We start from the raw sequence: 25,493 nt of genomic DNA on the forward strand, positions 1-25,493 counted from the left end.
GATTGGATCGTTTGGCTCGTGGCGCTCCTGGCGCTCGCCGACGGATGACCCATTGCCGGGCATAAAAGAATCCGAATTCCGAAAGAGTGAAATGTCCAATTTCGAAGCACTTGTCCCCGCGCTGGCAAAGGCGCTGGAAAAACGCGGCTATGTCGAGCTGACGCCGGTGCAGAAGGCGGTACTCGAGCTCGGACAGGCCGATGCGCTGGTTTCCGCCCAGACCGGCTCCGGCAAGACCGTCGCCTTCGGGCTGGCTCTGGCGCCGACCCTTCTCGACGGCGCCGAGCGCTTTTCCCAAGCCGCAGCACCGCTGGCGCTGGCCGTGGCACCGACGCGGGAGCTCGCTTTGCAGGTGACGCGCGAACTCGAATGGCTCTACGAACTGACCGGCGCAGCGATAGCGTCCTGCGTCGGCGGCATGGACATGCGGACCGAGCGCCGCACGCTGGAGCGTGGCGCCCATATCGTTGTCGGCACGCCCGGCCGGCTGCGCGACCACATCACCCGCAATTCGCTCGACATGTCCGAGCTGAAGGCAGTGGTGCTGGACGAGGCCGACGAGATGCTCGATCTCGGCTTTCGCGAGGATCTGGAATTCATCCTCGACGCAGCGCCGGCCGAGCGCCGCACCTTGATGTTTTCGGCCACCGTGCCGCGCTCCATCGCGACGCTGGCCAAGGGCTACCAGCGCGATGCGGTGCGCATCTCGGCTGCCGGCGAGGAAAAGCAGCATCTCGACATCGAATACCGGGCGCTGAGCGTAGCCCAGGCCGACCGGGAAAATGCCATCATCAACGTGCTGCGCTATTACGAGGCGAAGAACGCACTGGTGTTCTGCAACACGCGCGCTGCCGTCAATCACCTGACCGCGCGCTTCAACAACCGCAACTTTTCCGTCGTCGCGCTTTCGGGCGAGCTGAGCCAGAACGAGCGCAGCCACGCGCTGCAGGCGATGCGCGACGGCCGCGCCAAAGTCTGCATCGCCACCGATGTGGCGGCGCGCGGCATCGACCTGCCCAACCTCGAACTGGTTATCCACGCCGACCTGCCGACCAATCCGGAGACGCTTCTGCACCGAAGCGGGCGGACGGGGCGGGCGGGACGCAAGGGTGTCAGCGCGCTGATCGTGCCCAACAATGCCCGCAGGCGCACCGAACGGCTGCTGCAAAGCGCTGGCCTTGCGGCGACCTGGGCAAGCCCGCCTTCGGCCGACGACGTCCTGCGCCGCGACGACGAGCGCATCCTCGCCGACCCGGTTTTCAGCGAGCCTGTGACGGATGATGAACGCGGCTTCATCAATGCGCTTCTTGAGCAGCACGGCCCCGATCAGGTGGCCGCCGCCTTCGTGCGTCTGTGCCGCTCCAGCCGCTCGGCGCCCGAGGATCTCCTAGACGTCGCTCCGTTCACGCCATCGGGCGACAGGCCCTCTGGCGACAGATCTGCCCGTCGCGACGAGGCGCCAAGCCGCCGCGACGATTTCGGCGACAGCGTCTGGTTCTCGCTGTCGGTGGGACGCAGGCAGAATGCCGAGCCGCGCTGGCTGATCCCGATGCTGTGCCGGACCGGCGGCATCTCCAAGCGCGAGATCGGCGCCATCAAGATGCAGCCGGAGGAAACCTTCGTGCAGATCGCGGCGAATTGGGCCGATCGGTTCCTCCAGGCGATCGGCCCGGACCGCAAGCTGCAGAACAACATCGCGGTGAAGCGGCTGGACGGCACGCCCGACCTGTCGCGGGCCGGCTATCAGGAGCCACGGCCGGACAAGAAGCCGCACCGCGGCAAGCGGACGTTCGACCAGAACGCGCCCAAATTCGAAAAGCGCGCACCGTCAGCCGATCAGCGCCCCGCCGCATTCGAGGCAAAACCCTGGGCCGGGAAGGCAAGCAAGCCGAAATTCGACAAGGCCGGACCCGCCAAGAGCAAGAAAGCGAAGAAGCGGCCGGCTTAGCGATTTGCTGGCATCGTTGGCCTGTCATGGCCTGCAAGGGCTGGCCCTCGCAAAGGCAATCGATTCAGGTCTGCGCCGCCCCTCATCCGCCTGCCGGCACCTTCTCCCCGTAAACGGTGAGAAGCCCGCTGGCCGCAGCCTCGGCGTTCTTTCCGCGACGCCCGCGATTGGCGAAACCGGCGATGACAGCGTCCTTCTCCCCGTCACTATACGGGAGTGCCCGGCAGGGCGATGAGGGGCGGCGCAGACTTCGACGATTGGTCGTCTTCAACACGAGTTGGCGCGCTATCCTTTGTCTGGAGCGATGCTCCCGCGCACGCACCCCTTGCGGTCTGCCGCAACTTTGAACAGTCTGGCCAGCGGGACGAGGGGCAGGACATGCGCGGCGAAGTGCTTCACTATGACGAGGACCAGGGTTTTGGTTTCATCACCGGAGCCGACGGCAACCGCTACACGTTTTCGCGCGAGGATCTGCGCCGTGAGGCGACGATAGGCAGGGGCACAGCCATCGAGTTCCAGCCGGCCGGCGGACGGGCACGCGAGGTTTTTTCGATCCGTGCCCAGGCTGCCAGTCCGCCTGCCGCAACCGCCGCCCCGACTCAAACCGGCAATGCGCCCGGGGCGCCGCAACATTTCGGCCGTTTCGCTGAAAATGCTCCCGCCACCGACCTTTGGAGCTACTTCCGGCGGGGCCTGACTGAAAATTACTTCAATTTCTCCGGCCGTGCCCGCCGCAAGGAATATTGGGGCTATTGCCTGTTCTGGACGATCGCGCTGATCGTGGTCGTCGGCGTCGGCCTCTTCATCGACGACGCCATGGGCGATCTTGACGAATTGCCGGCAGCGACGGTCGGTCTTTGCGGTGCGTTTGTGCTGGCGACAATCCCGCCTTGGATCGGACTGAACGTGCGTCGCCTGCACGACATCGGCCTGACCGGCTGGCTTTTTCTGGCGGTGCTCATCCCGACCATCGGCTGGCTGATCATTCTGGTCTTCGCGCTGATCCCAACGCAGGCCCGTGAAAACCAGTGGGGCCCGGTGCCGGCGGGCGTCAGGGCCTAGCAGCTCGACACAACGATTTTGAGGGGCTGGAAGCCGGGCGGACGTCGATCGCCAGCAGCCTCAGCCCAGGAACCTGGCGATGATCGCGTCGCCCATCTCAGCGGTGCCGACCTCGGTCATGCCAGGGGAAAGAATATCCCTGGTGCGCAAGCCCTGGTCGAGCACGGCGGCGATGGCGCTTTCCAGGCGGTCGGCCTCGGCCACCATGCCGAAGGAATAGCGCATGGACATGGCGAAGGAGGCGATCATGGCGATCGGGTTGGCGATGCCCTTGCCGGCGATGTCGGGCGCCGAACCGTGCACCGGCTCGTAGAGCGCCTTGCGCTTTTTCGTCTTGGCATCCGGCGCGCCGAGCGAGGCCGAGGGCAGCATGCCGATCGAGCCGGTCAGCATGGCGGCGATGTCGGACAGCATGTCGCCGAACAGATTGTCGGTGACGATGACGTCGAATTGTTTCGGCCAGCGCACCAGCTGCATGCCGCCAGCATCGGCCAGCATGTGGTCGAGCTTGACGTCGGCGTATTTCGCCCGGTGGATCTGCGTGACAACCTCGTTCCACAGCACGCCCGACTTCATCACATTGCGTTTTTCCATCGAGGTGACGTGGTTCTTGCGCGTGCGTGCCAGCTCGAAGGCGACGCCCGAGATGCGCTCGATCTCGAAGGTGTCGTAGACCTGGGTGTCAATGCCGCGCTTCTGGCCGTTGCCGAGATCGATGATCTGCTTCGGCTCGCCGAAATAGACGCCGCCGGTGAGCTCGCGAACGATCAGAATGTCGAGCCCTTCGACCACCTCCTGCTTGAGCGAGGAGGATGCCGCCAGCGCCGGATAGCAGATGGCCGGCCTGAGATTGGCGAACAGCTCCATGTCCTTGCGCAGCCGCAGCAGTCCGGCTTCCGGGCGCACCTCATAAGGCACCGCATCCCATTTCGGCCCGCCGACGGCGCCGAACAGCACCGCGTCGGCGGCCATCGCCTTGGCCATGTCGGCATCAGAAATCGCCGCGCCATGCGCGTCATAGGCGCAGCCGCCGACCAGCCCCTCATCGGTGACAAAACCGCTGTCGAGATTGTCGTTCATGGCGGCGATCAGCTTCTTCACTTCGGCCATCGCCTCGGGGCCGATGCCGTCGCCGGCGAGCAGGAGAAGATTTTTCGAAGCCATCCGGAACCGTCCTAATTGTGGCGCATGAAATCGGAATCGATTTCGCAAAGCATCATGCGCAGAAACAAAATTCTACAGCGTCCCTTTTCGCGGCCAAAGGACGCGCGGCGCTGTCGTGAGCCGCGGCCTTGCTAAACGCCAAGCGGCTCACGCGCAAGCCTTGGTTCAGAGCATCTTTGACGATCCTTCGCTCCGCCGACGTCGCGCAAGCTTCTGCGCCGCCGCCGCGCTCAGGACGTGCGCTTGAGCGCCGTCACTTCGATCTCGATCTTCATTTCCGGCTTGTTGAGCTGACAGACGATCATCGTCGCTGCCGGCCTGATGTCACCAAAAGCCTCGCCGAGGAGCGGAAAGACGATGTCGACGAAAGCCGCGTCGGTGATGTAGTAATGCGCCCGCACCACATCGGCCATCTCGAAGCCGCCGTCCTGCAACGCCTTGGCAATCGTCGCCAGGCAATTGCGCGTCTGCGCCTCGACCGTCTCCGGCATCGACATGGTCGCATAGTCGTAGCCCGTTGTTCCGGAAACGAAACACCAGTCGCCCTGCACCACGGCGCGCGAATAACCGGCGGCCTTCTCGAAGGGCGAGCCGGTGGAGATCAGTTTTCGCATGGTTCCCTCGGATATTCCTGAGGCGATATTGAGCTGAAGACGTGCCTTCCGGCTATGGGCCAGGCGGGGCGGAATCGACATTTATCTGAGCCGTGCATTCCCTGCGCAGAGAAACTGGCTAGCTTTTTCGGCCCCGCGCCGCCAGCGTCCGCAGCCTCAGCGCGTTGAGGCGGATGAAGCCTTCGGCGTCCTTCTGGTCGTAGGCGCCGCGGTCATCCTCGAAGGTGACCAGCGCGTCGGAATAGAGCGTCTTCTTCGACTTGCGGCCAGTGACGATGACGTTGCCCTTGTAAAGTTTCAGCCGCACCGTGCCTTCGACGTCTTCCTGGCTCTTGTCGATCATCGCCTGCAGCATCAGCCGCTCGGGCGCGAACCAGAAGCCGTTGTAGATCAGCTCGGCGTAGCGCGGCATGAACTCGTCCTTGAGGTGGGCGGCGCCACGGTCGAGCGTGATCGATTCGATCGCCCGGTGGGCTGATATCAGGATGGTGCCGCCGGGGGTCTCGTAGACGCCGCGTGATTTCATGCCGACGAAACGGTTCTCGACCAGGTCGAGCCGGCCGATGCCGTTGTCGCGGCCGAGATCGTTGAGCGCCGCCAGCATCGTCGCCGGCGACAGTTTTTTGCCGTCGAGCGCGATCGGATCGCCCTTCAGGAATTCGATTTCGATCTCGGTGACCTTGTCCGGCGCGTCCATCGGCGAGATGGTGCGCTGGTGGACGAATTCCGGCGGCTCGCTCCACGGGTCTTCCAGCACTTTGCCTTCGGAGGACGAATGCAGAAGATTGGCGTCGACCGAAAAAGGCGCGTCGCCCTTCTTGTCCTTCGGCACCGGGATCTGGTGCTGCTCGGCGAAGTTGATCAGGTCGGTGCGCGACTTGAACGACCAGTCGCGCCATGGCGCAATGACCTTGATGTCGGGATTGAGGGCATAAGCCGAAAGCTCGAAACGGACCTGATCGTTGCCCTTGCCGGTGGCGCCATGCGCAATCGCATCGGCGCCGGTTTCTTTTGCGATCTCGACCAGGTGCTTGGAGATCAGCGGCCGGGCGATCGAGGTGCCGAGCAAATAGGTGCCTTCATAGACGGCATTGGCGCGAAACATCGGGAAGACGAAGTCGGAGACGAACTCCTCTCGCACGTCGACGATGCGGATATCCTTGATGCCCATCATCTCGGCCTTGCGCCGCGCCGGCTCCAGCTCGCCGCCCTGGCCGAGATCGGCGGTGAAGGTGACCACCTCGGCGCCAAGCTCGGTCTGCAGCCATTTCAGGATGATGGAGGTGTCAAGGCCGCCGGAATAGGCGAGCACGACCTTCTTGACGGCTTTTGCTTTCGACATTTGGCTGTTCCGCGACAGAGGTTCTCGTCGGGCGAGGTATCACGGCCTTTCCGGGCTGCGCAAGAGATGAACGGTCCCTCGGTCGCTGCTGGCATACTGGATCAGCCCTTGTGCCGGCCAGTCGCTGGTGCGGAGGAGACGCTTGCGCTATAGGCTGCGCTTTCTTTATCCAGGGGCCCGCAGATGTCCTTCATTCCCGACACCACCACGCTGATCCAGTTCGCCATCGCCACCGTGATCCTGGCGATCACGCCGGGCCCCGACATGACGCTGTTCGTGTCGCGCACGCTGAGCCATGGCCGCGCCACCGGCTTTGCCTCGATGGCCGGCGCGCTGTTCGGCACGCTGATCCACACCACGCTGGTGGTGGTCGGCATCTCGGCGTTGATCGTCGCCTCGCCGATGTCTTTCCTGGCCCTGAAGATCTTCGGCGCTGCCTATCTCGTCTTCCTGGCGTGGCAAGCGATCACCAAGGGATCGGCGTTTTCGCCCGAGAAGAAGAGCGGGCCGGAGATTTCACTGTTCCGTGCTTGGGCGGCAGGGCTCGGCGTCAATCTGCTCAACCCGAAGATCATATTGTTCTTCATGACCTTCCTGCCGCAGTTCGTCTCGGCCCATGATCCGAACGCGCCCGGAAAACTGTTCTTTCTCGGCGCGATGTTCGTGGTTTTGTCGATCCCGGTAACAGCGCCGATGGTCTTTGCGGCAGAAAAATTCTCGAGCGCGATGAAAGCAAGCCCGCGGGTAACGCGCGTCGTCGACTATCTGTTCGCCGGGGTGTTTTCGGCCTTCGCGCTCAAGATCCTGACCGCCCAGGCGAAGTAGACCTTCCGGCTTGGCGCCAGCTTCCGGCCGAGCGCCCGGCGCTCAGCCAGTAGAAAATGCCGCCGACCATGCCGCTGCCGATCACGGCAGCGACGACGCGCGGGTCGGTGATCTCGAAATTGGCGTCGGCGGTCTGGTGGGCGAAGCCGAGGAAGACCGCCGCGACCACCGCGCCCGCCAGCGCATAGAACAGCCAGTCGCGCCGTCCGAGGATTTCCGAGACGAGAATCGCCACCGCTGCCGGCATAAAGGCGAAATAGGCGACGAACAGCGCAACGAAGGGGATTGAAAAATACAGCGAGGCCGTCGCCGCCGGCTGCACATGCTCCGGCGTATAGCCCAGCGACGCCAGGAACATGACGTTGAGGAAAGCGCTGGCCGCCAGCGCGGCAACGCCATAACCGATCAGGATGATGGCGAAGCAGATGAAGTAGGCGACAAGGCGGGTCACGCCTCGCCGTGCCCCGCGATCATCATTGCTTCCAGCGCGAGCCGATCGACCTTGCGCATGCGCTCGGATTCCGACTTGAGCTGGCCGCAGGCGGCGAGGATATCGCGGCCGCGCGGCGTGCGGATCGGCGAGGCATAGCCGGCATTGTTGATGTAGTCGGCGAATTTCTCGATCGTCTCCCAGTCCGAGCACTGGTAGTTGGTGCCCGGCCACGGATTGAACGGGATCAGATTGATCTTGGCTGGAATGCCCTTGAGCAGCTTGATCAGTCCCTTGGCGTCCTCGATCGAATCGTTGACGTCCTTCAGCATCACATATTCGAAGGTGATGCGGCGGGCGTTCGACAGGCCGGGATAGGCGCGGCAGGCGGCGATCAGCTCTTTCAAGGGATATTTTTTGTTGATCGGCAGCAAAAGGTCGCGCAGATCGTCATTGGTGGCGTGCAGCGAGATCGCCAGCATGACACCGATCTCGTCGCCGGTGCGGAAGATCTCCGGCACGACGCCGGAAGTCGACAGCGTGATGCGTCTCTTCGACAGGGAAAGCCCGTCGCCGTCGGACGCGATCAGCAGCGCCTTCTTCACCGCCTCGAAATTGTAGAGCGGCTCGCCCATGCCCATCATGACGATGTTGGACACTTTCCGGCCCTCGGCCGGAACGACGGCGCCATCGGGCGTGTCGCGGTCGGGGAAATCGCCGAGCAGGTCGCGGGCGGTCAGAAGCTGGGCGAGGATTTCCTCCGTGGTCAGGTTGCGCACCAGCTTCTGCGTGCCGGTGTGGCAAAAGGAGCAGGTCAGCGTGCAACCGACCTGTGAGGAGATGCAGAGCGTGCCGCGGCCTTCTTCGGGGATGTAGACGGTCTCGATCTCGACCGGCCGGCCGGCGCCGCGCGGCGGAAAGCGAAACAGCCATTTGCGCGTGCCGTCGGAGGAAATCTGCTCCTCGACGATCTCGGGCCTGGCGACGGTAAAATGCTTGTCGAGCTCGGCGCGCAGATCCTTGGAGATGTTGAACATACCGGCAAAGTCGGAGACGCCGCGCACATACATCCAGTGCCAGAGCTGCTGGGCGCGCATCCTGGCCTGGCGCTCCGGCACGATGCCTGATGCAACGAGCGCAGCGCCAAGCTCGGCGCGGGTCAGGCCGATCAGCGACGGTTTTTCCGCCGGCGCGGCGCGGGCGCGCAACGCGTCACGGGCGCCTTCAGTGGTAAGGTCGAATGAGAGGGTCATTGTTGCGCCAATATAAGCGATTTACGGCCGATTACAGCATCGTGCCCGAAATGAAGCGCGGCGCATAGCACAGCTTGACGGCGGAGTCATGGGTGGCGGTGGTTTCCTTCTCCCCTTGTGGGAGAAGGTGGATCGGCGCGCAGCGCCGAGACGGATGAGCAACCGTGCTTCAAACGGAAGTCGGATTCCAGGGTTTGTTGGTGCGCACCATAGCGTTGAGGGTTGTGATGAGCTTGCGCATGACGGCGACGATGGCGACCTTTGCTACCTTGCCGTTGGAGCGCAGCCGCTGGCGGAAAGCGGCGAAGATGGGGTTATGAACTCCGGCACTGAGCGCGGCCATGTAGAGGACGTTGCGGACAGGCTCGCGGCCACCCCAAATGCATCGCTTGCCTTTGAGCTTGCCGCTGTCATGGTCATAGGGGGCGAGTCCGACCAGGGCGGTGATCTGCCGGTTGGACAGGCGACCCAGTTCGGGTAGCAGCGCGATCAGTGTGGCACTCAGGACCGGACCGACGCCGGGCGTGGAACGCAGCAGGCGGTCGCGCTGAGCCAGGGCCGGGATCGGCCGCAATTGCTTGGGCAATGCGTGTGTCGAGTAGCAGGATATCGGCACTGAGCCGGGTCGCACGCCGCTTGGCCAGGCGCTTGAGAGCAGCATCGCGCACGTGCTCGGCCTGATTGTTGACGCGGCTTAGCTCGGCCTGGAGCTGGCGCCGTGCCGTGACCAGTTCGATCACCAGTTCCAGGCTTGGATCGAGCTCCACCGGATGCACCGGTAGCGTCGCCAGGAAGCGGGCGATCAAACGGGGCATCGATGCGATCGTTCTTGGCGTTGATGCCGGCTGCACGCGCGAACTGGCGCAGCCCGTGCGGATTGATGCGACGCACCGGAAGTCCTGCTTGCCACAGCGCCTTGAGTACAGCGCGTTCATAGCCGCCGCTCGCCTCAAGACCGATGGCACCGAGCTCGTTGTCCGACAGCCGCTCGGCCAACGCCGCATAACCGGCTTCGGTGTTGTCGACTGTGAACAACTCCCCTGTTTCCAGAATAGCCACGTCCAGTCGATCCTTGGCCACATCGATGCCGACATGAAACGCAATTTGTGTCATCCTCTGATCCCTTCCTTGCTGGTGCGGGGTCGAACCCTGGCAACCGTTCGGGCTATGGAAGATGCGACGGAGCTCCTTGCTCAACCACGGACTCATACCAAGGGGTGTACGGGCTTCCGCCGCAGCGGGTGACCCGGGTCATGACCGGATCACCCGCCAACCCGATTGTGCGTGATTCGAGAGACACAAGGGGTGTTGGACGGAGCGAGGCCTGCGCCAAGCTGGAGCACCCCTCATCCGTCGCCTTCGGCGACACCTTCTCCCACAAGGGGAGAAGGGACCGCACCTAATTATTGGCTATTTGCACCTGGCGATGGACGACAGTGCCGCCGAAATGCCTTTCAGCGAAAAGACATAGGTGGTGGTGTTGCCGCGGCCGGACTTCGCCTGCACCTTCATGTCGCTGCCGGTTTTCATCGCCGCGATCAGCACCGGCTCCTCGGCGGCGTTTTCGACCCAGGCCGACTTGCCGCGGGTGAACATCGAAAAGCTCTTGCCGTCGATGGTAACGGTGGCCTTGGAGTTTTCCTGGAAATTGTAGCCGGCGATGAATTGCGGCTCGTAAGACACTTGCTGTCCCGGCCGCTGGCTGACGAAGAAGAACATGTCGCCATGGTCAAGCGTCGGCGGCTGCTTGTCGGTCGGCACGGTCAACACATAGCAAACCTTGCCGCCCGACGCCTGGTAGCTGTAGGTGCCCCAGGCATTGTGCTGGCCGATCTTGGTTGCCGACTGCGCCAGAGCCGGCGCTGTCATGGCCACCAGTGCCAGGCTCGAAATTGTAGCAATCAATCCGCGCATCGCTTTTCCCATATATGGTGCGGAGGCAGGCCGGCTCGGCGTCCTGCCCGTCGCTTCATTTTGATTTAATCTGGGTTACCAAACGGTGAAGTTCCCTCAGGAAAAGGACATCCACCCCAGGAAACCGCCGCCATCCTTGCGCCCGTCGCTCGAAAGCGGCAGTTGCAACGTCCCTTTCGCGACTTGGATGCCACGAAAGCGGCAAGAGTTTGACTTTTCTGCCTTATCGCCGGCTCAGCCGTTGTCGGCAATCGCCTGTTTGGCGGCGAGCCGATGCGCTGATGTGATGTGGGCTTTGACGGTGGTGATCGCGGCGGTCAGCACGGCGATGTCGTCGGTAAAGCCCAGTCCGAGGACGAAGTCGGGGATGACGTCAGCCGGCAGCACGAAATAGCCGAGCGCCGCCACCAGGATGCCCTTGGCGCGCAGCGGCGTGTTCTTGTCCATGGCGCAGTAGTAGGCGGCGACCAGTTCCTCCATGAAAGGGATCTGCCGGGCAGCCCGCTTGGCCGTGCGCCAGAATTTCTCGCGCACTTCGCTCTCGTCGCCCGGCTTGCCGCCAAAGCCGAAGAAATCAAAACCTGATTTTTGCGCCATCAGTCTCTCCTAACGAGGCTGCGCATGGCGTTCCACGCGCGCCTGCCAGCGGAAAATGTGGTGAAAGCGCCAGTCCACTACAAGAGCTCGGCCGTTCCGCGGCCTGAAAATCAGGCTACGGCGTCGACAGATCTCCAACGACCTGACCGAAATAGCGGCTCATCGTCCTGGCCAGTTCGAAGTCGAGCGCGGTCAGGCCGCCGGCATCATGGGTGTTCAGCGTCACGTTCACCGTGTTGTAGACGTTCGACCAGTCGGGGTGATGGTCGATCGTCTCCGCCGCCAGGGCGACGCGGGTCATGAAGGCGAAGGCTTCGGAAAAATCGCTGAAGGTGAAGCTGCGCGTGATCGAGCCGCCATCCTCGGCCAGCGACCAGCCGTCGAGCCCGGCCAGCGCCTCGGCGACCGCCTCACTGCCCAGTTTCTCTCTCGCCATGGTCGCTTCCCGTGCTATCTGGATTTGCAGTCTTCAGCATAGTGCCGGATCGATGAGCGCCAAGCCGATAAAATCCATTCTCTTTGTCTGTCTCGGCAATATCTGCCGCTCGCCACTGGCGGAGGGCGTGTTGCGCGCCGTCCTGGCAGAGCGCGGCCTCGATCGGGATATCCTGCTCGATTCAGCCGGGACCAGCGACTGGGAAGCCGGTTCGGCACCCGACCCGCGCTCGATCTCGATCGCCAAGCGGCACGGCGTCGATATTTCCGGACAGACGGCGCGCAAGCTGGCGCCGGACGATTTTTCGCGTTTCGACCTTATTCTCGCCATGGACCGATCGAATCTCCGGGATCTTAAAGCGCTGGTGCCTGCCGCCATGCGCGACCGTGTCCATCTGTTCCTCGAGTTCGCCGAGGGAAAGGTGGGCGACGTGCCGGACCCCTATCATCAGGGGCCGGAGGCGTTTGCCTCGGTCTACCGCATGATCCGCGAAGCGTCGGAGGCGCTGGCGACGCGGCTCGAGGCACGGCTGTCGGCGCCCGACAGCGGCCAGGCCTCCTCGACGATGTAGGGTCCGCCGCCGACCGAATCGCGCGACGACATCAGGACGAAGCGGCTGACACGGAAGGGCAGCGTCGAAAAATTGCCGCGCGCCGAAAGATACTGGGCGACGTCGAGCGGGCTCGAATTGCGCAACCTGGCCAGCGTCACATGCGGCATGAATTTGCGCGGGTCGGCCGGGATGCCGAGGCGCTGGCAGATGCGCTCGATCTCGGCTTGCAGCGCCGCAAGATCGGGCGAGAAGGAGACGCCGGCCCACACCGCGTGCGGTTTTTTCTGGCCGAAGGCGCCGACGCCGGACAGTGTCAGCGCGAAGGATGGGCGGTGGACACGGTCGAGCGCGTTGGCGATCTCGTCGGCGACATGACCCTCGACATCGCCAATGAAGCGCAGCGTCATATGGTAGTTCTCGACGTCGATCCAACGGGCCCCGGGCAGGCCGCCCCGGAGCAGGGACAGCGAAAGGGCGGCATCACGCGGTATTTCGAGGGCGGTGAAAAGACGCGGCATGGCAAGCCTCCTGTCCTCGAATCGAACTCTGCCCCTAGCGAATCATCGAAAATCGAGCGGGGCAAGCGGTTTGTTGGTTGCACCTGGCCTAAAATCAAATCGTGCGGGGAATGCGTGGCATCATCGAAATCCGGTCCCTTCAAGAGTTGCCCTTAACCACGGCAATGGCTTTCTCGACATCCGGCAGTATGCGCTCGACCATGCGGTCGACGCCCTTGGCATTCGGGTGCAGGCCGTCCTCAAGTTGCATAGCTGGTTCGCCGGCGACGCCGTCGAGAAAGAATGGATAGAGCGGGACGCCGTGTTTTTCCGCCAGTTTCGGGAAGATCGCGTCAAAGCCGTTCTGGTAGTCGGCGCCGAGATTGGGGGCGGCGCGCATGCCGGCCAGCAGCACGGCGATGTTGCGCTGCTTCAGCTTCGCCAGCATGGCGTCGAGATTTTTTTGGGTGATATCGGGAGAAACGCCGCGCAGCATGTCGTTGGCACCGAGTTCGAGAATGACAAGCTGCGTGCCGTCCGGCACCGACCAGTCGAGCCGCGACAGGCCGCCACTCGACGTATCGCCGGATAGGCCGGCATTGGCGACGGTCACATCGTGGCCCTTGGCGCGGAGTGCTGCCTCAAGTTTCCGGGTGAAGCCTTCGTCCGGTCCGAGGCCAAAGCCTGCCATCAGGCTGTCGCCGAAGCCGACGATCTTGAACGGCTCGGCGCGCGCCGAAGAAATGGCGCCGCAAATTCCGAGGAATAGGACGAAGGCTGCGGCAAGTCGGTGTTTGAAAGCCATGCGGCAGGGCCCCATATGACCGAGAACATTACACTGGCGGTAGGCGGAATTCTGCCCTCCCTTTCCCATATAGGACGATTTTATTTTGACAGAAGCCGTCATCGCGCTGAAAAACGTATCGCTGACGCTCGGCGAAGGAGCGTCTTTCGTCCATGTCCTGAAAGGCGTCAGCCTCGACGTGGCAAATGGCGAGGCGACCGGCATCGTCGGGCCGTCGGGCTCGGGAAAGTCGACGCTGCTGATGGTTTTGGCCGGTCTGGAAAGGGTCGATTCGGGTACGGTACGAATCGCCGGCGAATTGCTGAACGGCAAGAGCGAAGATCAGATTGCATCGTTTCGTGGGCGAAACATTGGCATCGTTTTCCAGTCCTTCCACCTCATTCCCAATATGACAGCGCTCGAAAATGTCGCAGTGCCGCTCGAACTAGCCGGCCATGCCGATCCGTTCGGGGTGGCGGCGCGGGAGCTCGAGGCGGTGGGCTTGAGCGATCGCGTCACTCACTATCCTGGCGAATTGTCCGGCGGCGAACAGCAGCGTGTGGCGATCGCCCGGGCACTGGCGCCTTCGCCGCGCATCCTGATCGCCGACGAGCCGACCGGCAATCTGGACCAGGCGACGGGACGGCAGGTAGCCGATCTTTTGTTCGCCAAAGCGGCCGAGCGCGGCATGACGCTGGTGCTGGTCACCCACGATCCGGCGCTCGCCGCACGCTGCTCCCGGCAGGTGTCGATGCGGTCGGGCCGGATCGAGGATGCGCCAGAACCGGTTCCAAAGTCTGGCAAGGTGCCGGCCTGATGCCGCTGTCGCGCACGCTGAAGCTCGCCTTCCGCTTCTCGCTGCGCGAGATGCGCGGCGGGCTGTCCGGCTTCCTGATCTTCCTTGCCTGCATTGCGCTTGGCGTCGCGGCGATCGGCGGTGTCAATTCGGTGGCCCGGGCGATTACCGCCGGTGTCGCCAACGAAGGCCAGTCGCTGCTCGGCGGCGATCTTCGTTTCCAGCTCAATCAGCGCGCCGCGACGCAGGCCGAGCAGGTCTTTCTTGACGGGCTGGGCACGGTCTCGCACAGTGCCAACATGCGCTCGATGGCGCGGCTCGAGGACGGCTCCGACCAGGCGCTGGTCGAGGCCAAGGCGGTCGACGGCGCCTATCCGCTCTATGGCGCGCTGCAGACCGAGCCGGCGCTGTCGAAGCAGGAATTGTTCGGCGAACAATCCGGTGTTTTCGGCGCCGCCGCACCCGACCTTTTGTTCGAGCGGCTGAACCTTCGGATCGGCGACCGGCTGAAGCTGGGCAGCGCCACCTTCGAACTGCGCGTCCGACTCGTCAACGAGCCGGACGCGGTATCCGACGGCTTCGGCTTTGCGCCGCGGCTGATGATCTCGACCGACGGGCTTGCCGCTTCCGGTTTGATCCAGCCCGGCAGCCTGGTCGAGAACGCCTACAAGGTCCGCCTGCCCGGCGGCACCGGCGAGACGCGCATAAAAGCCATTCAGGATCAGGCGGCGGAGGAGTTTCCCGAGTCCGGCTGGTCGATCCGCACGCGCAGCAATGCAGCACCGGCGTTGTCCGCCAATATCGAACGGTTTTCGCAGTTCCTGACGCTGGTCGGGCTGACGGCGCTGGTGGTCGGCGGCGTCGGCGTGGCCAATGCGGTGCGTGCCTATCTCGACGGCAAGCGCGGCGTCATTGCCACCTTCAAGAGCCTGGGAGCTTCGGGCGGTTTCGTCTTTGCCGTCTACCTGGTGCAGATCCTGATGATCGCCGTGCTTGGCATCACGCTCGGCGTCGTGCTTGGCGCGCTGATGCCGTTCGCGGCGAGCGCGGCGCTGCAGTCGATCATTCCGGTGCCGGCGGAAGGTGGATTCTATCCCGGCGCGCTCGGCATGGCGGCGCTGTTCGGGCTGCTGGTGACGCTGGCTTTCGCCTTGCTGCCGCTCGGCCGGGCGCGCGACGTGCCGGCGACGGCGCTGTTTCGTGAAATGGGTTTTAAGGGCCGCGGTTTTCCGCGCCCGCTCTACACGGCGGCGGCGCTCGGCATCGCGCTGCTGCTGGCGGCGCTGGCCATTCTGTTTTCCGGCGACCGCTACATCGCCTCGATCTTCGTCGGCGCCACCATTTTTGCTTTTTTGGTGCTGCGCCTTGTCGGCGCGCTGGTGCAGTGGGCCGCCAAAAGGAGCCCGCGCGTTGGCTCGACGGTGCTCAGGCTCGCCCTCGGCAACATCCATCGGCCAGGCGCCTTGACGCCGTCGGTGGTGCTGTCGCTGGGACTGGGGCTGACGCTTCTGGTGACGCTGGCGCTGATCGACGGCAATCTCAGGCGGCAGATTTCCGGCAGCCTGCCGGAGCGGGCGCCGAACTTCTTCTTCGTCGATATCCAGAGCAGCGATGTCGATGCGTTCTCGGAGCTGGTCGGCAGGGAGGCGCCGCAAGGCACGCTGGTCAAGGTGCCGATGCTGCGCGGCCGGGTGATGGCGCTGAACGGCGTCGACGTCGACAAGGTCAAGGTCCCAGCGGAAGGGGCCTGGGTGCTGCGCGGCGATCGCGGGCTGACCTACGAGGCCAGAATTCCTGCGAATGCGACGCTGACCGAAGGCACATGGTGGCCGGACAATTATGCCGGCGAGCCGCTGGTGTCGTTTTCGGCCGAGGAAGGCAAAGAGATCGGGCTGAAACTCGGCGATACCGTCACCGTCAACGTGCTTGGCCGCAACGTGACAGCGAAGATTGCCAATTTCCGCCAGGTCGAGTGGGAGACGATGGGCATCAATTTCGTCATGGTGTTTTCGCCCAGCACATTTGCCGGCGCGCCGCACAGCTGGCTGGCGACGCTCACCGAAAAGGGCGCGTCGCCGGCCGACGATGCCCGTCTTCTCAACGCTGTCACCGGTGCCTTTCCCGCGGTGACGACAGTCAGGGTCAAGGACGCGCTCGACATCCTCAACCGGCTGGTGGCGCAACTCGGCACCGCTATCAGGGCCGCGGCCGGGGTGGCGCTGATCGCCTCGGTGCTGGTGCTGGCCGGCGCGTTGGCGGCCGGCAACCGCGCCCGCATCCACGATGCGGTGGTGCTGAAGACGCTGGGCGCCACCAGGAAGACGCTGATCGCGGCCTTTTCGCTGGAATACATGCTGATCGGCCTCGCCACCGCGATCTTCGCGCTGGCGGCAGGCGGCATTGCGGCGTGGTTCGTTGTCGCGCGCGTCATGACGCTGCCGTCGCATTTCATGCCCGATGTGGCGGTGGCCACAATAGTCTTTGCTTTGCTGGTCACGGTCGGCATCGGCCTCGCCGGCACCTGGCGGGTGCTGGGCCACAAGGCGGCGCCGGTGCTGCGCAATCTCTGATCTGCAAGGGTCGGCAAGCTCAACGCGACCGGGATTTGGTTAAATCTTGTTAATGTTGGGCTTCGGACGGCCGATAAATCCGGATTTTTGCTACTTCACGAAGCATTACGCCCGGTTACGGTCTTGTTCTTGACGCCAATAACCATCATATTTCGCGGCAGGCATGCTGGAGCCCCGCCAGCGGCGCCTCGGTCCAAATCGACCGGACACCGGACGGGGCAGAAGCAATATGAGGATTTCCATGGCTGAACCCGTTCGCAATTATCAGACGCGTGCCGTGCCCGGCGTCGGCGTCGATGCTGCTATCGACCAGGGCCTGCGCGCTTATATGATCAAGGTCTACAATCTGATGGGGCTTGGCCTCCTCATCACCGGCCTCGCCGCGGTCGGAACGATCATGCTGGCCACCACCACCGATCCGGCTTCGGCGGTCGCTACGCTGCCGAACGGCGATATGCTGACATCCTTCGGCTACGCGATCTTCGGCTCGCCGCTGAAATGGCTGGTGATCTTTGCCCCGCTGGCAGCGGTGCTGTTCCTGTCGTTTCGCGTCCAGTCGATGAGCGTTTCGGCCGCGCAGACGACGTTCTGGGTCTATGCCGGCCTCGTCGGCCTGTCACTGTCGTCGATCTTCCTGGTCTACACCACCGCCAGCATCTCGCAGACCTTCTTCGCCACCGCCGCCGCCTTTGGCGGACTGTCGCTCTACGGCTACACGACCAAGCGCGATCTTTCCGCGCTCGGTTCGTTCCTGATCATGGGCCTGGTCGGTCTGATCATCGCAAGTGTGATCAACATCTTCCTGCAGTCGTCGGCGCTTTCCTTCGCCGTTTCGGCGATCGGCGTGCTGATCTTCGCAGGGCTGACCGCCTACGACACGCAGAACATCAAGGAGATGTATTTCGAGGGCGACGAGACTGATGTCGCCGGCCGCAAGGCTATCATGGGCGCTCTGAGGCTCTATCTCGACTTCATCAACCTGTTCATGTTCCTGCTGCAGTTCATGGGCGATCGCCGTTAACAACGGCCCCTTGAGTCTGTGGACCAGCGAATTTGGAAAGGGCGGCCCAACGGCCGCCCTTTCCTTCTGTGCCGGCCTTTGCTGTTATAGAAGGCAGATGAACGGCTTGCATAAATTATGAGCAGCATCACGATACGCGGCGCGACAGCGGCCGATCTCGACCGGATCACCGCCATCTATGCCGATGCGGTGATCCACGGCACGGCGAGCTACGAACTGGAGCCGCCTGATCGTGCCGAGATGGGCGAGCGCTTCGACAGTTTGATAGCGGGCGGCTTTCCCTATCTGGTGGCGGAAAAAGCCGGCATCGTGCTCGGTTATGCCTATGCCGGCGCCTTCCGGGCGCGGCCTGCGTACCGGTTCATCGTCGAAGATTCTGTCTATGTCGCGCCCGAGGCCAAGGGCCATGGCATCGGGCTGAAGCTGATGCAAGGGCTGATCGCGGCGGCCGAGGCGGCGGGCTTCCGCCAGATCATCGCGGTGATCGGCGACGGTCGTCCGGACAGTGCCTCGGTCCGGCTGCATGAAAAGCTCGGCTTTCGCCATTCGGGCCGTCTGGAAGCCTCCGGCTACAAGCTCGGACGCTGGCTCGACACGGTGTTCATGCAACTGCCGATCAATGGCGGGTCTCAGGTTCCGCCCGATCCCAACTCACTGCCGGAACGGAGATTCCGGAAGCACAACAAGTAGTTAGGCCTCGACAAGTTTCAGCGTGCGGTCGAACACGCCAAGTACGCGGCCAAGCTCCTGGCCGCGCTTGAGGATGCGGCCGCCGGCGGCGATGACGGCGAAAGCCCCTTGCCGGCGCGCCAGCTTCGGATCCTTGACGATCTGGAACAGCGGCACCTCGCTGGTGCGACGGAAGACGGAAAAGACGGCGCGGTCGGCAAGATGGTCGATGGCGTAGTCGCGCCATTCGTTGGCGGCGACCATGCGCCCGTAAAGCCTCAGGATCTGGTCCAATTCACGCCGGTCGAACCGCACCGGCTGGTCGAGGCGTTCACGTCTTGCCTCATGCAGCGGGATCAGTATTGCGGATGCGTCCCCATCCTCCGTCCCACTGCCGTGATCAGTCATGCCTCGATCCCTTCGAATGAATCTTACACATTAATCAAAGTTGGCGCTTTCGCCATGGAATTGCAAGCCCGGCTAGGGAAAGGCTGGCGGCGCAACGTTTCCGCGGTGTCCAGTCACGTTTATAAAAACGCCCGTTGAAATTGGTGATGCTTTGCCACAATCCTGCCTTCTTTTAACCGCGCTAAAGCCCCAATCTCCGACGAATTTACGGGTGTTGCCTGAGACGGTTCGGTCCGGCACTGGCTCGTAAACCCCAAGCCCCCCGCCCACGGGTCTGCGTCGGATCGAACCAACCTCGGTTTCTCCCTTGGAGAAATCGAGCGCGACGATCCCAAAACCTAAATGACCGGCGTCAGAAGCAAGCTGACGTCGGTTTTTTATTTTATTGGCCGAGTGAATGCGCGCGGCTTCTCCTTCTCCCCTTGTGGGAGAAGGTGGATCGGCGCGCAGCGCCGAGACGGATGAGGGGTGCTGGAAGGAATGAGGCGGCGGCGATTTCAAGCAATTGCCAAGCTGGAACACCCTCATCCGTCGCCTTCGGCGACACCTTCTCCCACAAGGGGAGAAGGAGAGCTTCCCTCTCAGGGCTTGTGGATCAAGGCGGCGCCCAGGATGGGACCCGGCATGCCGTCATTGCCCACCGATTGCAGCAGCACGGCGCAGCCGCCTTTCTTGGTAATCACGCTCATCGGCAGTTCGTAGCGCTGCGCCTTGCCGTGCCACATGCCGGCGGTCTGGATGCCGGAGACGGCGTTCCAATAGGTCATGCTGCGGCCGGTGTTCTCGCCCTTGCCGATCTTGATCGTCTGCGGCGGGTCGAAATAGACGATGACGACATGGGCATCGCTGGGGCCGCTCCCGGCATCGCCGGCGTCGATGATGACGCGGTCGCTGGTCCGGCTGACCTTGATGCCGACCTGCATGCCTTCGCCGGACGTTTCCATGCGGGCGAGAGCGCCGTCGACTTCCTCGCGGCGGGCGCCGTTGACATGGCTGCGGCCATTGATGACGGCCTGCGGCGTATAGACCGAGCGGCTGCCAAAGGCACGCATATACTCATACTGCCGCTCGGTGTTCTCCTTGCGGCTCAGCGTGTCCTTCCAACCGAGATAATCCCAGTAGTCGACATGATAAGCGAGCGCGACGATGTTCTCCTTGGCGGCAAGCTCGGCGAAAAACGCATCAGCCGGCAGGCAGGAGCTGCAGCCCTGGCTGGTGAAGAGCTCGACCACGCCCAAGGGCTGGCCGACCAGGGATTTATCTGTCTTGGAGCGGTCGGCCTCGCCGGCAAGCGCATTGGCTGCAAGTCCAGCGCCAGCAAGCACCGAGAGGGCCAGCGCAAATACCGCAAGCCGCAATGGTTTTCGAGGTGTCATGGCCGTTTCGACTCCCGCCGGTGATGGCCGGCTTTGTTCTGGTTGGCGAAATATGTGGCAGAAGCGGCAGTCAACGGGAAGTCACGTTGCGGTGAAACTTTTACCGCTGCAGCCAACTGCAAGGGCGCTCCAGGACGGGCTACACTTCAGGGATACCGATTCGGGCGACAATCAGCATGTGGCAAACTCTCCTGACGCCGGTCGACCTGTACTGCGAGCGGGTCGGGCCACAGTTCTGGGCCGAGCCGGTCAACGCACTGACCAATCTGGTTTTTCTTGTCGCCGGGCTGTGGGGTGTCCGGGAGGTGCGCCGGCGTGGCACAGGCATCTTCGCCGAAATGCTGGCCTGGTGGGTGGTGGCGATCGGCATCGGCTCGGCGCTGTTCCACACCTTTGCCAACCATGCCATGGTCTGGGCCGACGTGCTGCCGATCGCCGGGTTCACGCTGGCCTACACGCTGTTCAACCTGCGCCGTTTCCTCGCTATGAAATGGGGCAAGGCGATCGCCATCTTCCTTGCCTTCTATGCCGTCACCGGGTTGTTGACCTGGGCCGTGCCGGACTGGCTGCGCCAGGCATCGAACGGCACGACCGGCTACCTGCCGCCCTTCCTGGCGCTCGCCTTCTTCGGCGCCTGGGTGGCGGCGAGCGGCAACCGCGCCGGCTGGTACAATCTGGCGGGCTCGGCGATCTTCGTCGTGTCGGTCATCTTCAGGACGATCGATCCGCTGGTCTGCGGCAGCTTCCCGCTCGGCACGCATTTCCTGTGGCACATCCTCAACGGGCTGATGCTCGGCGTGCTGCTGGCGGCGGCGGCGCGGTTCGGGAAGGTAGGGCAGTAGGGCAGTAGGGCAGTAGGGCAGTAGGGCAGTAGGGCAGTAGGGCAGTAGGTATTGTCTTCCCTACTCCCTTACTGCCCTACTCCCCTATTCCCTTCAAATTATGCTGCCAGATCGCGCAGCACATATTGCAGGATGCCGCCGTTCTTGAAGTAGTCGAGCTCGTCCAGCGTATCGATGCGGCAGATGATCGGAATGTTCTTCACCGTGCCGTCGCCATAAGTGATCTTCGCAATCATCTTCTGACGCGGCTTGATGGCGCTCAGCCCGTCGATTTCGACCAGTTCGTCGCCCTTGAGGTTGAGCGAGGCCCATGAGGTGCCCTCCTCGAAGACGAACGGGATGACCCCCATGCCGACCAGGTTCGAGCGGTGGATGCGCTCGAAGGACTGAGCGATGACGGCGCGAACGCCCAACAGGTTGGTGCCTTTGGCCGCCCAGTCGCGCGACGAGCCGTTGCCGTATTCGACACCGGCGAAGATGACCAGCGGCACGCCTTCCTTCTTGTACTCCATGGCGGCGTCGTAGATCGATTTCTCTTCCTTCGACGGATAGTGGATCGTGTAGCCGCCCTCGCGGCCGTTCTCACCCAGCATGTGGTTGCGGATGCGGATATTGGCGAAGGTGCCGCGCATCATCACTTCGTGATTGCCGCGCCGCGTGCCGTACTGGTTGAAGTCGGCAACGCCGACGCCATGATCGATGAGGTACTTGCCGGCCGGCGAGGCCGCCTTGATCGAGCCGGCCGGTGAGATGTGGTCGGTGGTGATCTTGTCGCCGAACAGGCCGAGCACGCGGGCGCCCTTGATGTCGCCGATCGTGCCGAAGCCCGATGTCATGCCAGCGAAGTAGGGCGGGTTCTGCACATAGGTCGAATTGTTGTCCCAGGAATAGGTCTGGCCTTCCGGCGCCTTGACGTTCTGCCAGTATTCGTCGCCCTTGAAGACGTCGGCATATTTGCGGGCGAACAGTTCGCGCGTCACGTTCTTCTCGATGAACTCCTGGATCTCGACCGAACTCGGCCAGATGTCCCTGAGGTAGACCGGGTTGCCGTCGCGGTCCTCGCCGAGCGGTTCGGTGGTCAGGTCCTTGGTCACGGTCCCGGCCAGTGCGTGGGCGACGACCAGCGGCGGCGAAGCGAGGTAGTTCGCCTGCACGTCGGGCGAGACGCGGCCTTCGAAATTGCGGTTGCCGGAAAGCACCGCGGCAGCAATCAAGCCCTTGTCGTTGATGGTTCTGGAGATCGGCGCCGGCAACGGGCCGGAATTGCCGATGCAGGTGGTGCAGCCGAAGCCGACCAGATTGAAGCCGATCTGGTCCAGTTCCTTCTGCAGGCCGGATTTCTCCAGATATTCGGCGACGACCTGGCTGCCCGGCGCCAGCGATGTCTTGACCCACGGCTTCTGCTTGAGCCCGAGCCGGTTGGCGTTGCGTGCCAGCAACCCGGCGCCGATCAGCACGCTCGGGTTCGACGTGTTGGTGCAGGAGGTGATGGCGGCAATGACGACGTCGCCATGGCCAAGGTCATAGTCGGTGCCCTCGACGGCATAGCGCTTGTCGATTTCGACCGCCTTCTTGTATTCGGTTTCCATCGCCTTGACAAAGCCGGCCGGAATGCCTTCAAGCGCGACCCGGCCCTCTGGACGCTTGGGGCCGGCCATCGACGGCACGACACTGCCGAGATCGAGCTCGAGCAGGTCGGTGAAGACCGGATCGGCCGACCCGGTATCGCGCCACATGCCTTGCGCCTTGGCGTATGCCTCGACCAGCGCGATGCGGTTTTCTTCGCGGCCGGACATGGTGAGGTAGCGGATGGTTTCGCCATCGACCGGAAAGAAGCCGCAGGTCGCGCCATATTCGGGCGCCATGTTGCCGATGGTGGCGCGGTCGGCCAGCGTCATGTTGGACAGACCCGGACCGAAGAATTCGACGAACTTGCCGACGACGCCCTTCTTGCGCAGCATCTGGGTGACGGTGAGCACGAGATCGGTGGCGGTGACGCCTTCCCTGAGCCTGCCGGTGAGCCGGAAGCCGATGACTTCGGGCAACAGCATGGAGACGGGCTGGCCAAGCATCGCGGCCTCGGCCTCGATGCCGCCGACGCCCCAGCCGAGCACGCCAAGGCCGTTGATCATGGTGGTGTGCGAATCGGTGCCGACGCAGGTGTCGGGATAGGCGGTGGTTTCGCCGCCTTCAGTGTTGGTCCACACGACCTGGCCGAGATATTCGAGATTGACCTGGTGGCAGATGCCGGTGCCGGGCGGCACGACGCGGAAATTGCGGAAGCCCTGCTGGCCCCATTTCAGGAATTTGTAGCGTTCCTCGTTGCGCTCGTATTCAAGCTCGACATTCCGGGCGAAAGCCAGCGGCGTGCCGAACTCATCGACGATGACCGAGTGGTCGATGACCAGGTCGACCGGCACCAGCGGATTGATCTTTTGCGGGTCGCCGCCGAGCGAGGCCATGGCATCGCGCATGGCGGCCAGGTCGACCACGGCCGGAACGCCGGTGAAATCCTGCATCAGCACGCGGGCCGGGCGATAGGCGATCTCGACCCCGGCGGTGCCCCTGTCGGTCAGCCAGCCGGCGACCGCCTGGATGCTCTCCTTGGTGACGGAACGGCCGTCCTCGTTGCGCAGCAGGTTCTCCAGCAGCACCTTCATCGAATAGGGCAACTGGGCGATGCCGGTGAGGCCGTTCTTCTCGGCCTCGACGAGGTCGTAATAAACATAGTCGGAGCCGCCCGCGGTCAGCGTGCGGCGGCAATTGAAACTATCGAGGGATTTTGACACGTGCGATCCGTCCTTGTCTGTTCAGCCTGAAAGGGAACGGACGCCGATGGCATGCAATCACGCGCAAAGGTGCGGGTACGGCCATTTCCGCTGTCCGTTCCCAGCCAACCCGAGCCGTTCAAGGCGGCGCGTGCGCTGGTTCGGCGCTAATTCGCTTCCCGTGCCGACCGCTGGCACGGATGCCCCGCATATAGAGAATTTCCTGGAATAGTTCTAGACAGTCGAACGGCTATTTTGTGCGATGCGGCAGCTGCCGTGGCGCGATGTTTTCGGGACGGGCATGGAATGCGGCTGATCGCCGAAAATCTGGGCGGCGAACGCGGCGGCGAGGCGGTTTTTTCCGGCCTCAACTTTGCCCTTGGCAAAGGCCAGGCGCTGATCGTCACCGGGCCGAACGGCGCGGGGAAATCGACGCTGCTCAGGATAGTTGCCGGGCTGCTGCCGGTGGCGGCAGGCCGTTTGCTTGTCGAAGGTGGCGGTGAGGATTTTCCGTCGGTCGCCTCGGCCTGCCACTATCTCGGCCACCAGAATGCGATGAAGACGGCGCTGAGCGTGGCGGAAAATCTGCGCTTCTGGCGCGATTTTTCGGGCGCGGATTTTTTGAGCGCCGAACAGGCGCTGGCAATGGTCGGGCTTGACGGTATCGGCCATCTGCCGTTCGGCTATCTCTCCACCGGACAACGCCGCCGCGCGGCGATCGCAAAACTGCTGGTCAGCCGGCGGCCGCTGTGGCTGCTCGACGAGCCGACGGCCGGATTGGACAAGGCTTCGGAAGAGCGATTCGGCCGGCTGATGCGGGAGCATCTGCAAGACGGGGGGATCATTGTTGCGGCGACGCATCTGCCACTGGGGTTGGAGGGGGCACAGGAATTGAGGATGGGGGAAACTCGGTAATGTCGGCGTTCCCGCCTGGGCAAGGGCATCTAAAACCATGCTAGCCCTCTTCCTGCGCGATATCCGCCTGAGTATCCGGGCCGGCGGCGGGGCGCTGACCGGCGTGATCTTCTTTCTCGCGGTGATCGCCACGATCCCCTTCGGCGTCGGGCCGGACCTCAATCTGCTTGCCCGCATCGGCCCGGCGATCCTGTGGATCGGCGCCTTGCTGGCTTGCCTGCTCGGTCTCGACCGATTGTTCCAGGCCGACCGGGAAGACGGCTCGCTCGATCTGCTGGTGCTCGGCGACGACCGGCAGATGCTGGCGCTGACCGTGCTGACGAAATGCCTGGCGCATTGGGCAGGAAGCGTGCTGCCGCTGGTCATCGCCGCACCCTTGCTCGGCCTGTTCATGAATATGGAGCCGATCGGCATCGGCGCCACGGCGCTGACCCTTCTGGTCGGCACGCCGGCGATCACCTTCATCGGCGCTGCCGGTGCGGCGGTGGCGGTGGCACTGCCGCGTGGCGGGCTGCTGATCTCGGTGCTGGTGCTGCCGCTGACCATCCCGGTGCTGATCTTCGGCGTCTCGGCAAGCTATGGCGCGGTGGCGAACCCCGATCCGTTTCTGCAGCCTTTCCTCATTCTTGCCGCGCTGACCTTGTTTCTTGCCGTGCTGGGGCCGGTTGCGGCAGCGTTGGCGCTGCGCCATGGAACCGACTGATTTGGC

The 25,493-nt window shown here is 63.4% G+C and carries 26 protein-coding genes; 11 read left to right on the top strand and 15 right to left on the bottom strand.

Annotation, left to right across the window (positions count from 1 at the left end; translation table 11 throughout):
- The first annotated feature begins 91 nt into the window (after nucleotides 1-91).
- Both AC0L2B_RS04175 and AC0L2B_RS04180 read left to right on the top strand, forming a co-directional pair.
- Nucleotides 92-1,948 carry a DEAD/DEAH box helicase gene (locus tag AC0L2B_RS04175; RefSeq protein WP_473744327.1) on the top strand — a complete coding sequence of 619 codons (1,857 nt, stop codon included), beginning with the start codon at nucleotides 92-94 and terminating at the stop codon, nucleotides 1,946-1,948.
- Between the two features lie 378 nt (nucleotides 1,949-2,326).
- Nucleotides 2,327-3,010, top strand: a complete 684-nt coding sequence (locus AC0L2B_RS04180) for a DUF805 domain-containing protein (RefSeq protein WP_473744328.1) — start codon at nucleotides 2,327-2,329, stop codon at nucleotides 3,008-3,010.
- Nucleotides 3,011-3,070: 60 nt separating this feature from the next.
- Here AC0L2B_RS04180 and leuB read toward each other — a convergent pair whose 3' ends face one another.
- The 3 genes from leuB to AC0L2B_RS04195 all read right to left on the bottom strand — a co-directional run bounded on the left by leuB (nucleotide 3,071) and on the right by AC0L2B_RS04195 (nucleotide 6,130).
- On the bottom strand, nucleotides 3,071-4,174 hold the full coding sequence (gene leuB / locus AC0L2B_RS04185) for a 3-isopropylmalate dehydrogenase (protein ID WP_473744329.1): 1,104 nt from the start codon (nucleotides 4,172-4,174) through the stop codon (nucleotides 3,071-3,073).
- A 230-nt stretch (nucleotides 4,175-4,404) separates the two neighbouring features.
- Entirely contained in the window at nucleotides 4,405-4,788 is a 384-nt protein-coding gene (locus AC0L2B_RS04190; protein WP_473495517.1) for a RidA family protein, read from the bottom strand.
- A gap of 118 nt (nucleotides 4,789-4,906) precedes the next feature.
- Nucleotides 4,907-6,130 carry an argininosuccinate synthase gene (locus AC0L2B_RS04195; protein ID WP_287121033.1) on the bottom strand — a complete coding sequence of 408 codons (1,224 nt, stop codon included), beginning with the start codon at nucleotides 6,128-6,130 and terminating at the stop codon, nucleotides 4,907-4,909.
- Nucleotides 6,131-6,313: 183 nt separating this feature from the next.
- On the opposite strand from AC0L2B_RS04195, the gene AC0L2B_RS04200 reads away from it, so the two are divergent.
- On the top strand, nucleotides 6,314-6,955 hold the full coding sequence (locus AC0L2B_RS04200) for a LysE family translocator (protein WP_091592156.1): 642 nt from the start codon (nucleotides 6,314-6,316) through the stop codon (nucleotides 6,953-6,955).
- On the opposite strand, the gene AC0L2B_RS04205 is transcribed toward AC0L2B_RS04200, so the two are convergent.
- The 7 genes from AC0L2B_RS04205 to AC0L2B_RS04235 all read right to left on the bottom strand — a co-directional run bounded on the left by AC0L2B_RS04205 (nucleotide 6,927) and on the right by AC0L2B_RS04235 (nucleotide 11,585).
- A complete protein-coding gene (locus tag AC0L2B_RS04205; protein ID WP_473744330.1) occupies nucleotides 6,927-7,406 on the bottom strand; it encodes a hypothetical protein in 480 nt (159 codons plus the stop codon). The two genes, AC0L2B_RS04200 and AC0L2B_RS04205, sit on opposite strands and share 29 nt — an antisense overlap.
- Nucleotides 7,403-8,638: a dual-specificity RNA methyltransferase RlmN gene (gene rlmN / locus AC0L2B_RS04210; protein WP_473744331.1), complete on the bottom strand. Its 1,236-nt coding sequence runs from the start codon at nucleotides 8,636-8,638 to the stop codon at nucleotides 7,403-7,405. The genes AC0L2B_RS04205 and rlmN overlap by 4 nt, the downstream gene beginning before the upstream one ends.
- A gap of 169 nt (nucleotides 8,639-8,807) precedes the next feature.
- Nucleotides 8,808-9,224, bottom strand: coding sequence for a transposase (locus AC0L2B_RS04215; protein ID WP_473744332.1), 417 nt, complete (start codon nucleotides 9,222-9,224; stop codon nucleotides 8,808-8,810).
- Complete coding sequence (locus AC0L2B_RS04220) at nucleotides 9,140-9,847, bottom strand: IS110 family transposase (RefSeq protein WP_473744333.1); 708 nt, start codon at nucleotides 9,845-9,847, stop codon at nucleotides 9,140-9,142. The genes AC0L2B_RS04215 and AC0L2B_RS04220 overlap by 85 nt, the downstream gene beginning before the upstream one ends.
- A 201-nt stretch (nucleotides 9,848-10,048) precedes the next feature.
- Nucleotides 10,049-10,552 (bottom strand): invasion associated locus B family protein, encoded by a 504-nt coding sequence (locus tag AC0L2B_RS04225; protein WP_091592451.1) that lies wholly within the window; start codon nucleotides 10,550-10,552, stop codon nucleotides 10,049-10,051.
- Nucleotides 10,553-10,786: 234 nt separating this feature from the next.
- Nucleotides 10,787-11,149 (bottom strand): YkvA family protein, encoded by a 363-nt coding sequence (locus AC0L2B_RS04230; RefSeq protein WP_023803329.1) that lies wholly within the window; start codon nucleotides 11,147-11,149, stop codon nucleotides 10,787-10,789.
- Nucleotides 11,150-11,264: 115 nt separating this feature from the next.
- Nucleotides 11,265-11,585 (bottom strand): 4a-hydroxytetrahydrobiopterin dehydratase, encoded by a 321-nt coding sequence (locus AC0L2B_RS04235; protein ID WP_473744334.1) that lies wholly within the window; start codon nucleotides 11,583-11,585, stop codon nucleotides 11,265-11,267.
- Nucleotides 11,586-11,637: 52 nt separating this feature from the next.
- On the opposite strand from AC0L2B_RS04235, the gene AC0L2B_RS04240 reads away from it, so the two are divergent.
- Nucleotides 11,638-12,156 (top strand): low molecular weight protein-tyrosine-phosphatase, encoded by a 519-nt coding sequence (locus AC0L2B_RS04240; protein WP_128175331.1) that lies wholly within the window; start codon nucleotides 11,638-11,640, stop codon nucleotides 12,154-12,156.
- Here the strand turns inward: AC0L2B_RS04240 and thpR are convergent.
- Together thpR and AC0L2B_RS04250 are read right to left on the bottom strand one after the other, a co-directional pair.
- Nucleotides 12,060-12,656 carry an RNA 2',3'-cyclic phosphodiesterase gene (gene thpR, locus AC0L2B_RS04245; protein WP_473744336.1) on the bottom strand — a complete coding sequence of 199 codons (597 nt, stop codon included), beginning with the start codon at nucleotides 12,654-12,656 and terminating at the stop codon, nucleotides 12,060-12,062. The two genes, AC0L2B_RS04240 and thpR, sit on opposite strands and share 97 nt — an antisense overlap.
- Before the next feature lie 139 nt (nucleotides 12,657-12,795).
- Nucleotides 12,796-13,440, bottom strand: coding sequence for an arylesterase (locus AC0L2B_RS04250; protein ID WP_473744337.1), 645 nt, complete (start codon nucleotides 13,438-13,440; stop codon nucleotides 12,796-12,798).
- A gap of 85 nt (nucleotides 13,441-13,525) precedes the next feature.
- Between AC0L2B_RS04250 and AC0L2B_RS04255 the strand changes: the two genes are divergently transcribed.
- The 4 genes from AC0L2B_RS04255 (at nucleotide 13,526) to AC0L2B_RS04270 (ending at nucleotide 18,496) form a co-directional block, all read left to right on the top strand.
- Nucleotides 13,526-14,236, top strand: a complete 711-nt coding sequence (locus tag AC0L2B_RS04255) for an ABC transporter ATP-binding protein (RefSeq protein WP_473744338.1) — start codon at nucleotides 13,526-13,528, stop codon at nucleotides 14,234-14,236.
- Nucleotides 14,236-16,785 (top strand): ABC transporter permease, encoded by a 2,550-nt coding sequence (locus tag AC0L2B_RS04260; RefSeq protein ID WP_473744340.1) that lies wholly within the window; start codon nucleotides 14,236-14,238, stop codon nucleotides 16,783-16,785. The genes AC0L2B_RS04255 and AC0L2B_RS04260 overlap by 1 nt, the downstream gene beginning before the upstream one ends.
- 241 nt (nucleotides 16,786-17,026) lie before the next feature.
- Nucleotides 17,027-17,806, top strand: a complete 780-nt coding sequence (locus AC0L2B_RS04265; RefSeq protein ID WP_091592171.1) for a Bax inhibitor-1/YccA family protein — start codon at nucleotides 17,027-17,029, stop codon at nucleotides 17,804-17,806.
- 117 nt (nucleotides 17,807-17,923) lie between these two features.
- A complete protein-coding gene (locus AC0L2B_RS04270; RefSeq protein WP_091592173.1) occupies nucleotides 17,924-18,496 on the top strand; it encodes a GNAT family N-acetyltransferase in 573 nt (190 codons plus the stop codon).
- Here AC0L2B_RS04270 and AC0L2B_RS04275 read toward each other — a convergent pair whose 3' ends face one another.
- Both AC0L2B_RS04275 and AC0L2B_RS04280 read right to left on the bottom strand, forming a co-directional pair.
- Entirely contained in the window at nucleotides 18,497-18,883 is a 387-nt protein-coding gene (locus AC0L2B_RS04275; protein ID WP_023803338.1) for a DUF2794 domain-containing protein, read from the bottom strand.
- A gap of 581 nt (nucleotides 18,884-19,464) precedes the next feature.
- Complete coding sequence (locus AC0L2B_RS04280; RefSeq protein WP_473744342.1) at nucleotides 19,465-20,259, bottom strand: DUF1223 domain-containing protein; 795 nt, start codon at nucleotides 20,257-20,259, stop codon at nucleotides 19,465-19,467.
- 176 nt (nucleotides 20,260-20,435) lie between these two features.
- Between AC0L2B_RS04280 and AC0L2B_RS04285 the strand changes: the two genes are divergently transcribed.
- Nucleotides 20,436-21,101 carry a ceramidase domain-containing protein gene (locus AC0L2B_RS04285; RefSeq protein WP_473744343.1) on the top strand — a complete coding sequence of 222 codons (666 nt, stop codon included), beginning with the start codon at nucleotides 20,436-20,438 and terminating at the stop codon, nucleotides 21,099-21,101.
- A gap of 98 nt (nucleotides 21,102-21,199) precedes the next feature.
- Here AC0L2B_RS04285 and acnA read toward each other — a convergent pair whose 3' ends face one another.
- Nucleotides 21,200-23,890: an aconitate hydratase AcnA gene (gene acnA, locus AC0L2B_RS04290; protein ID WP_473744345.1), complete on the bottom strand. Its 2,691-nt coding sequence runs from the start codon at nucleotides 23,888-23,890 to the stop codon at nucleotides 21,200-21,202.
- Between the two features lie 285 nt (nucleotides 23,891-24,175).
- On the opposite strand from acnA, the gene ccmA reads away from it, so the two are divergent.
- Nucleotides 24,176-24,784, top strand: a complete 609-nt coding sequence (ccmA, locus tag AC0L2B_RS04295) for a heme ABC exporter ATP-binding protein CcmA (protein ID WP_473744346.1) — start codon at nucleotides 24,176-24,178, stop codon at nucleotides 24,782-24,784.
- 37 nt (nucleotides 24,785-24,821) lie between these two features.
- On the top strand, nucleotides 24,822-25,487 hold the full coding sequence (ccmB, locus tag AC0L2B_RS04300; RefSeq protein ID WP_023803343.1) for a heme exporter protein CcmB: 666 nt from the start codon (nucleotides 24,822-24,824) through the stop codon (nucleotides 25,485-25,487).
- The last annotated feature ends 6 nt before the right edge of the window (nucleotides 25,488-25,493 follow it).

It is taken from the genome of Mesorhizobium sp. WSM4815 (genome assembly GCF_055811575.1).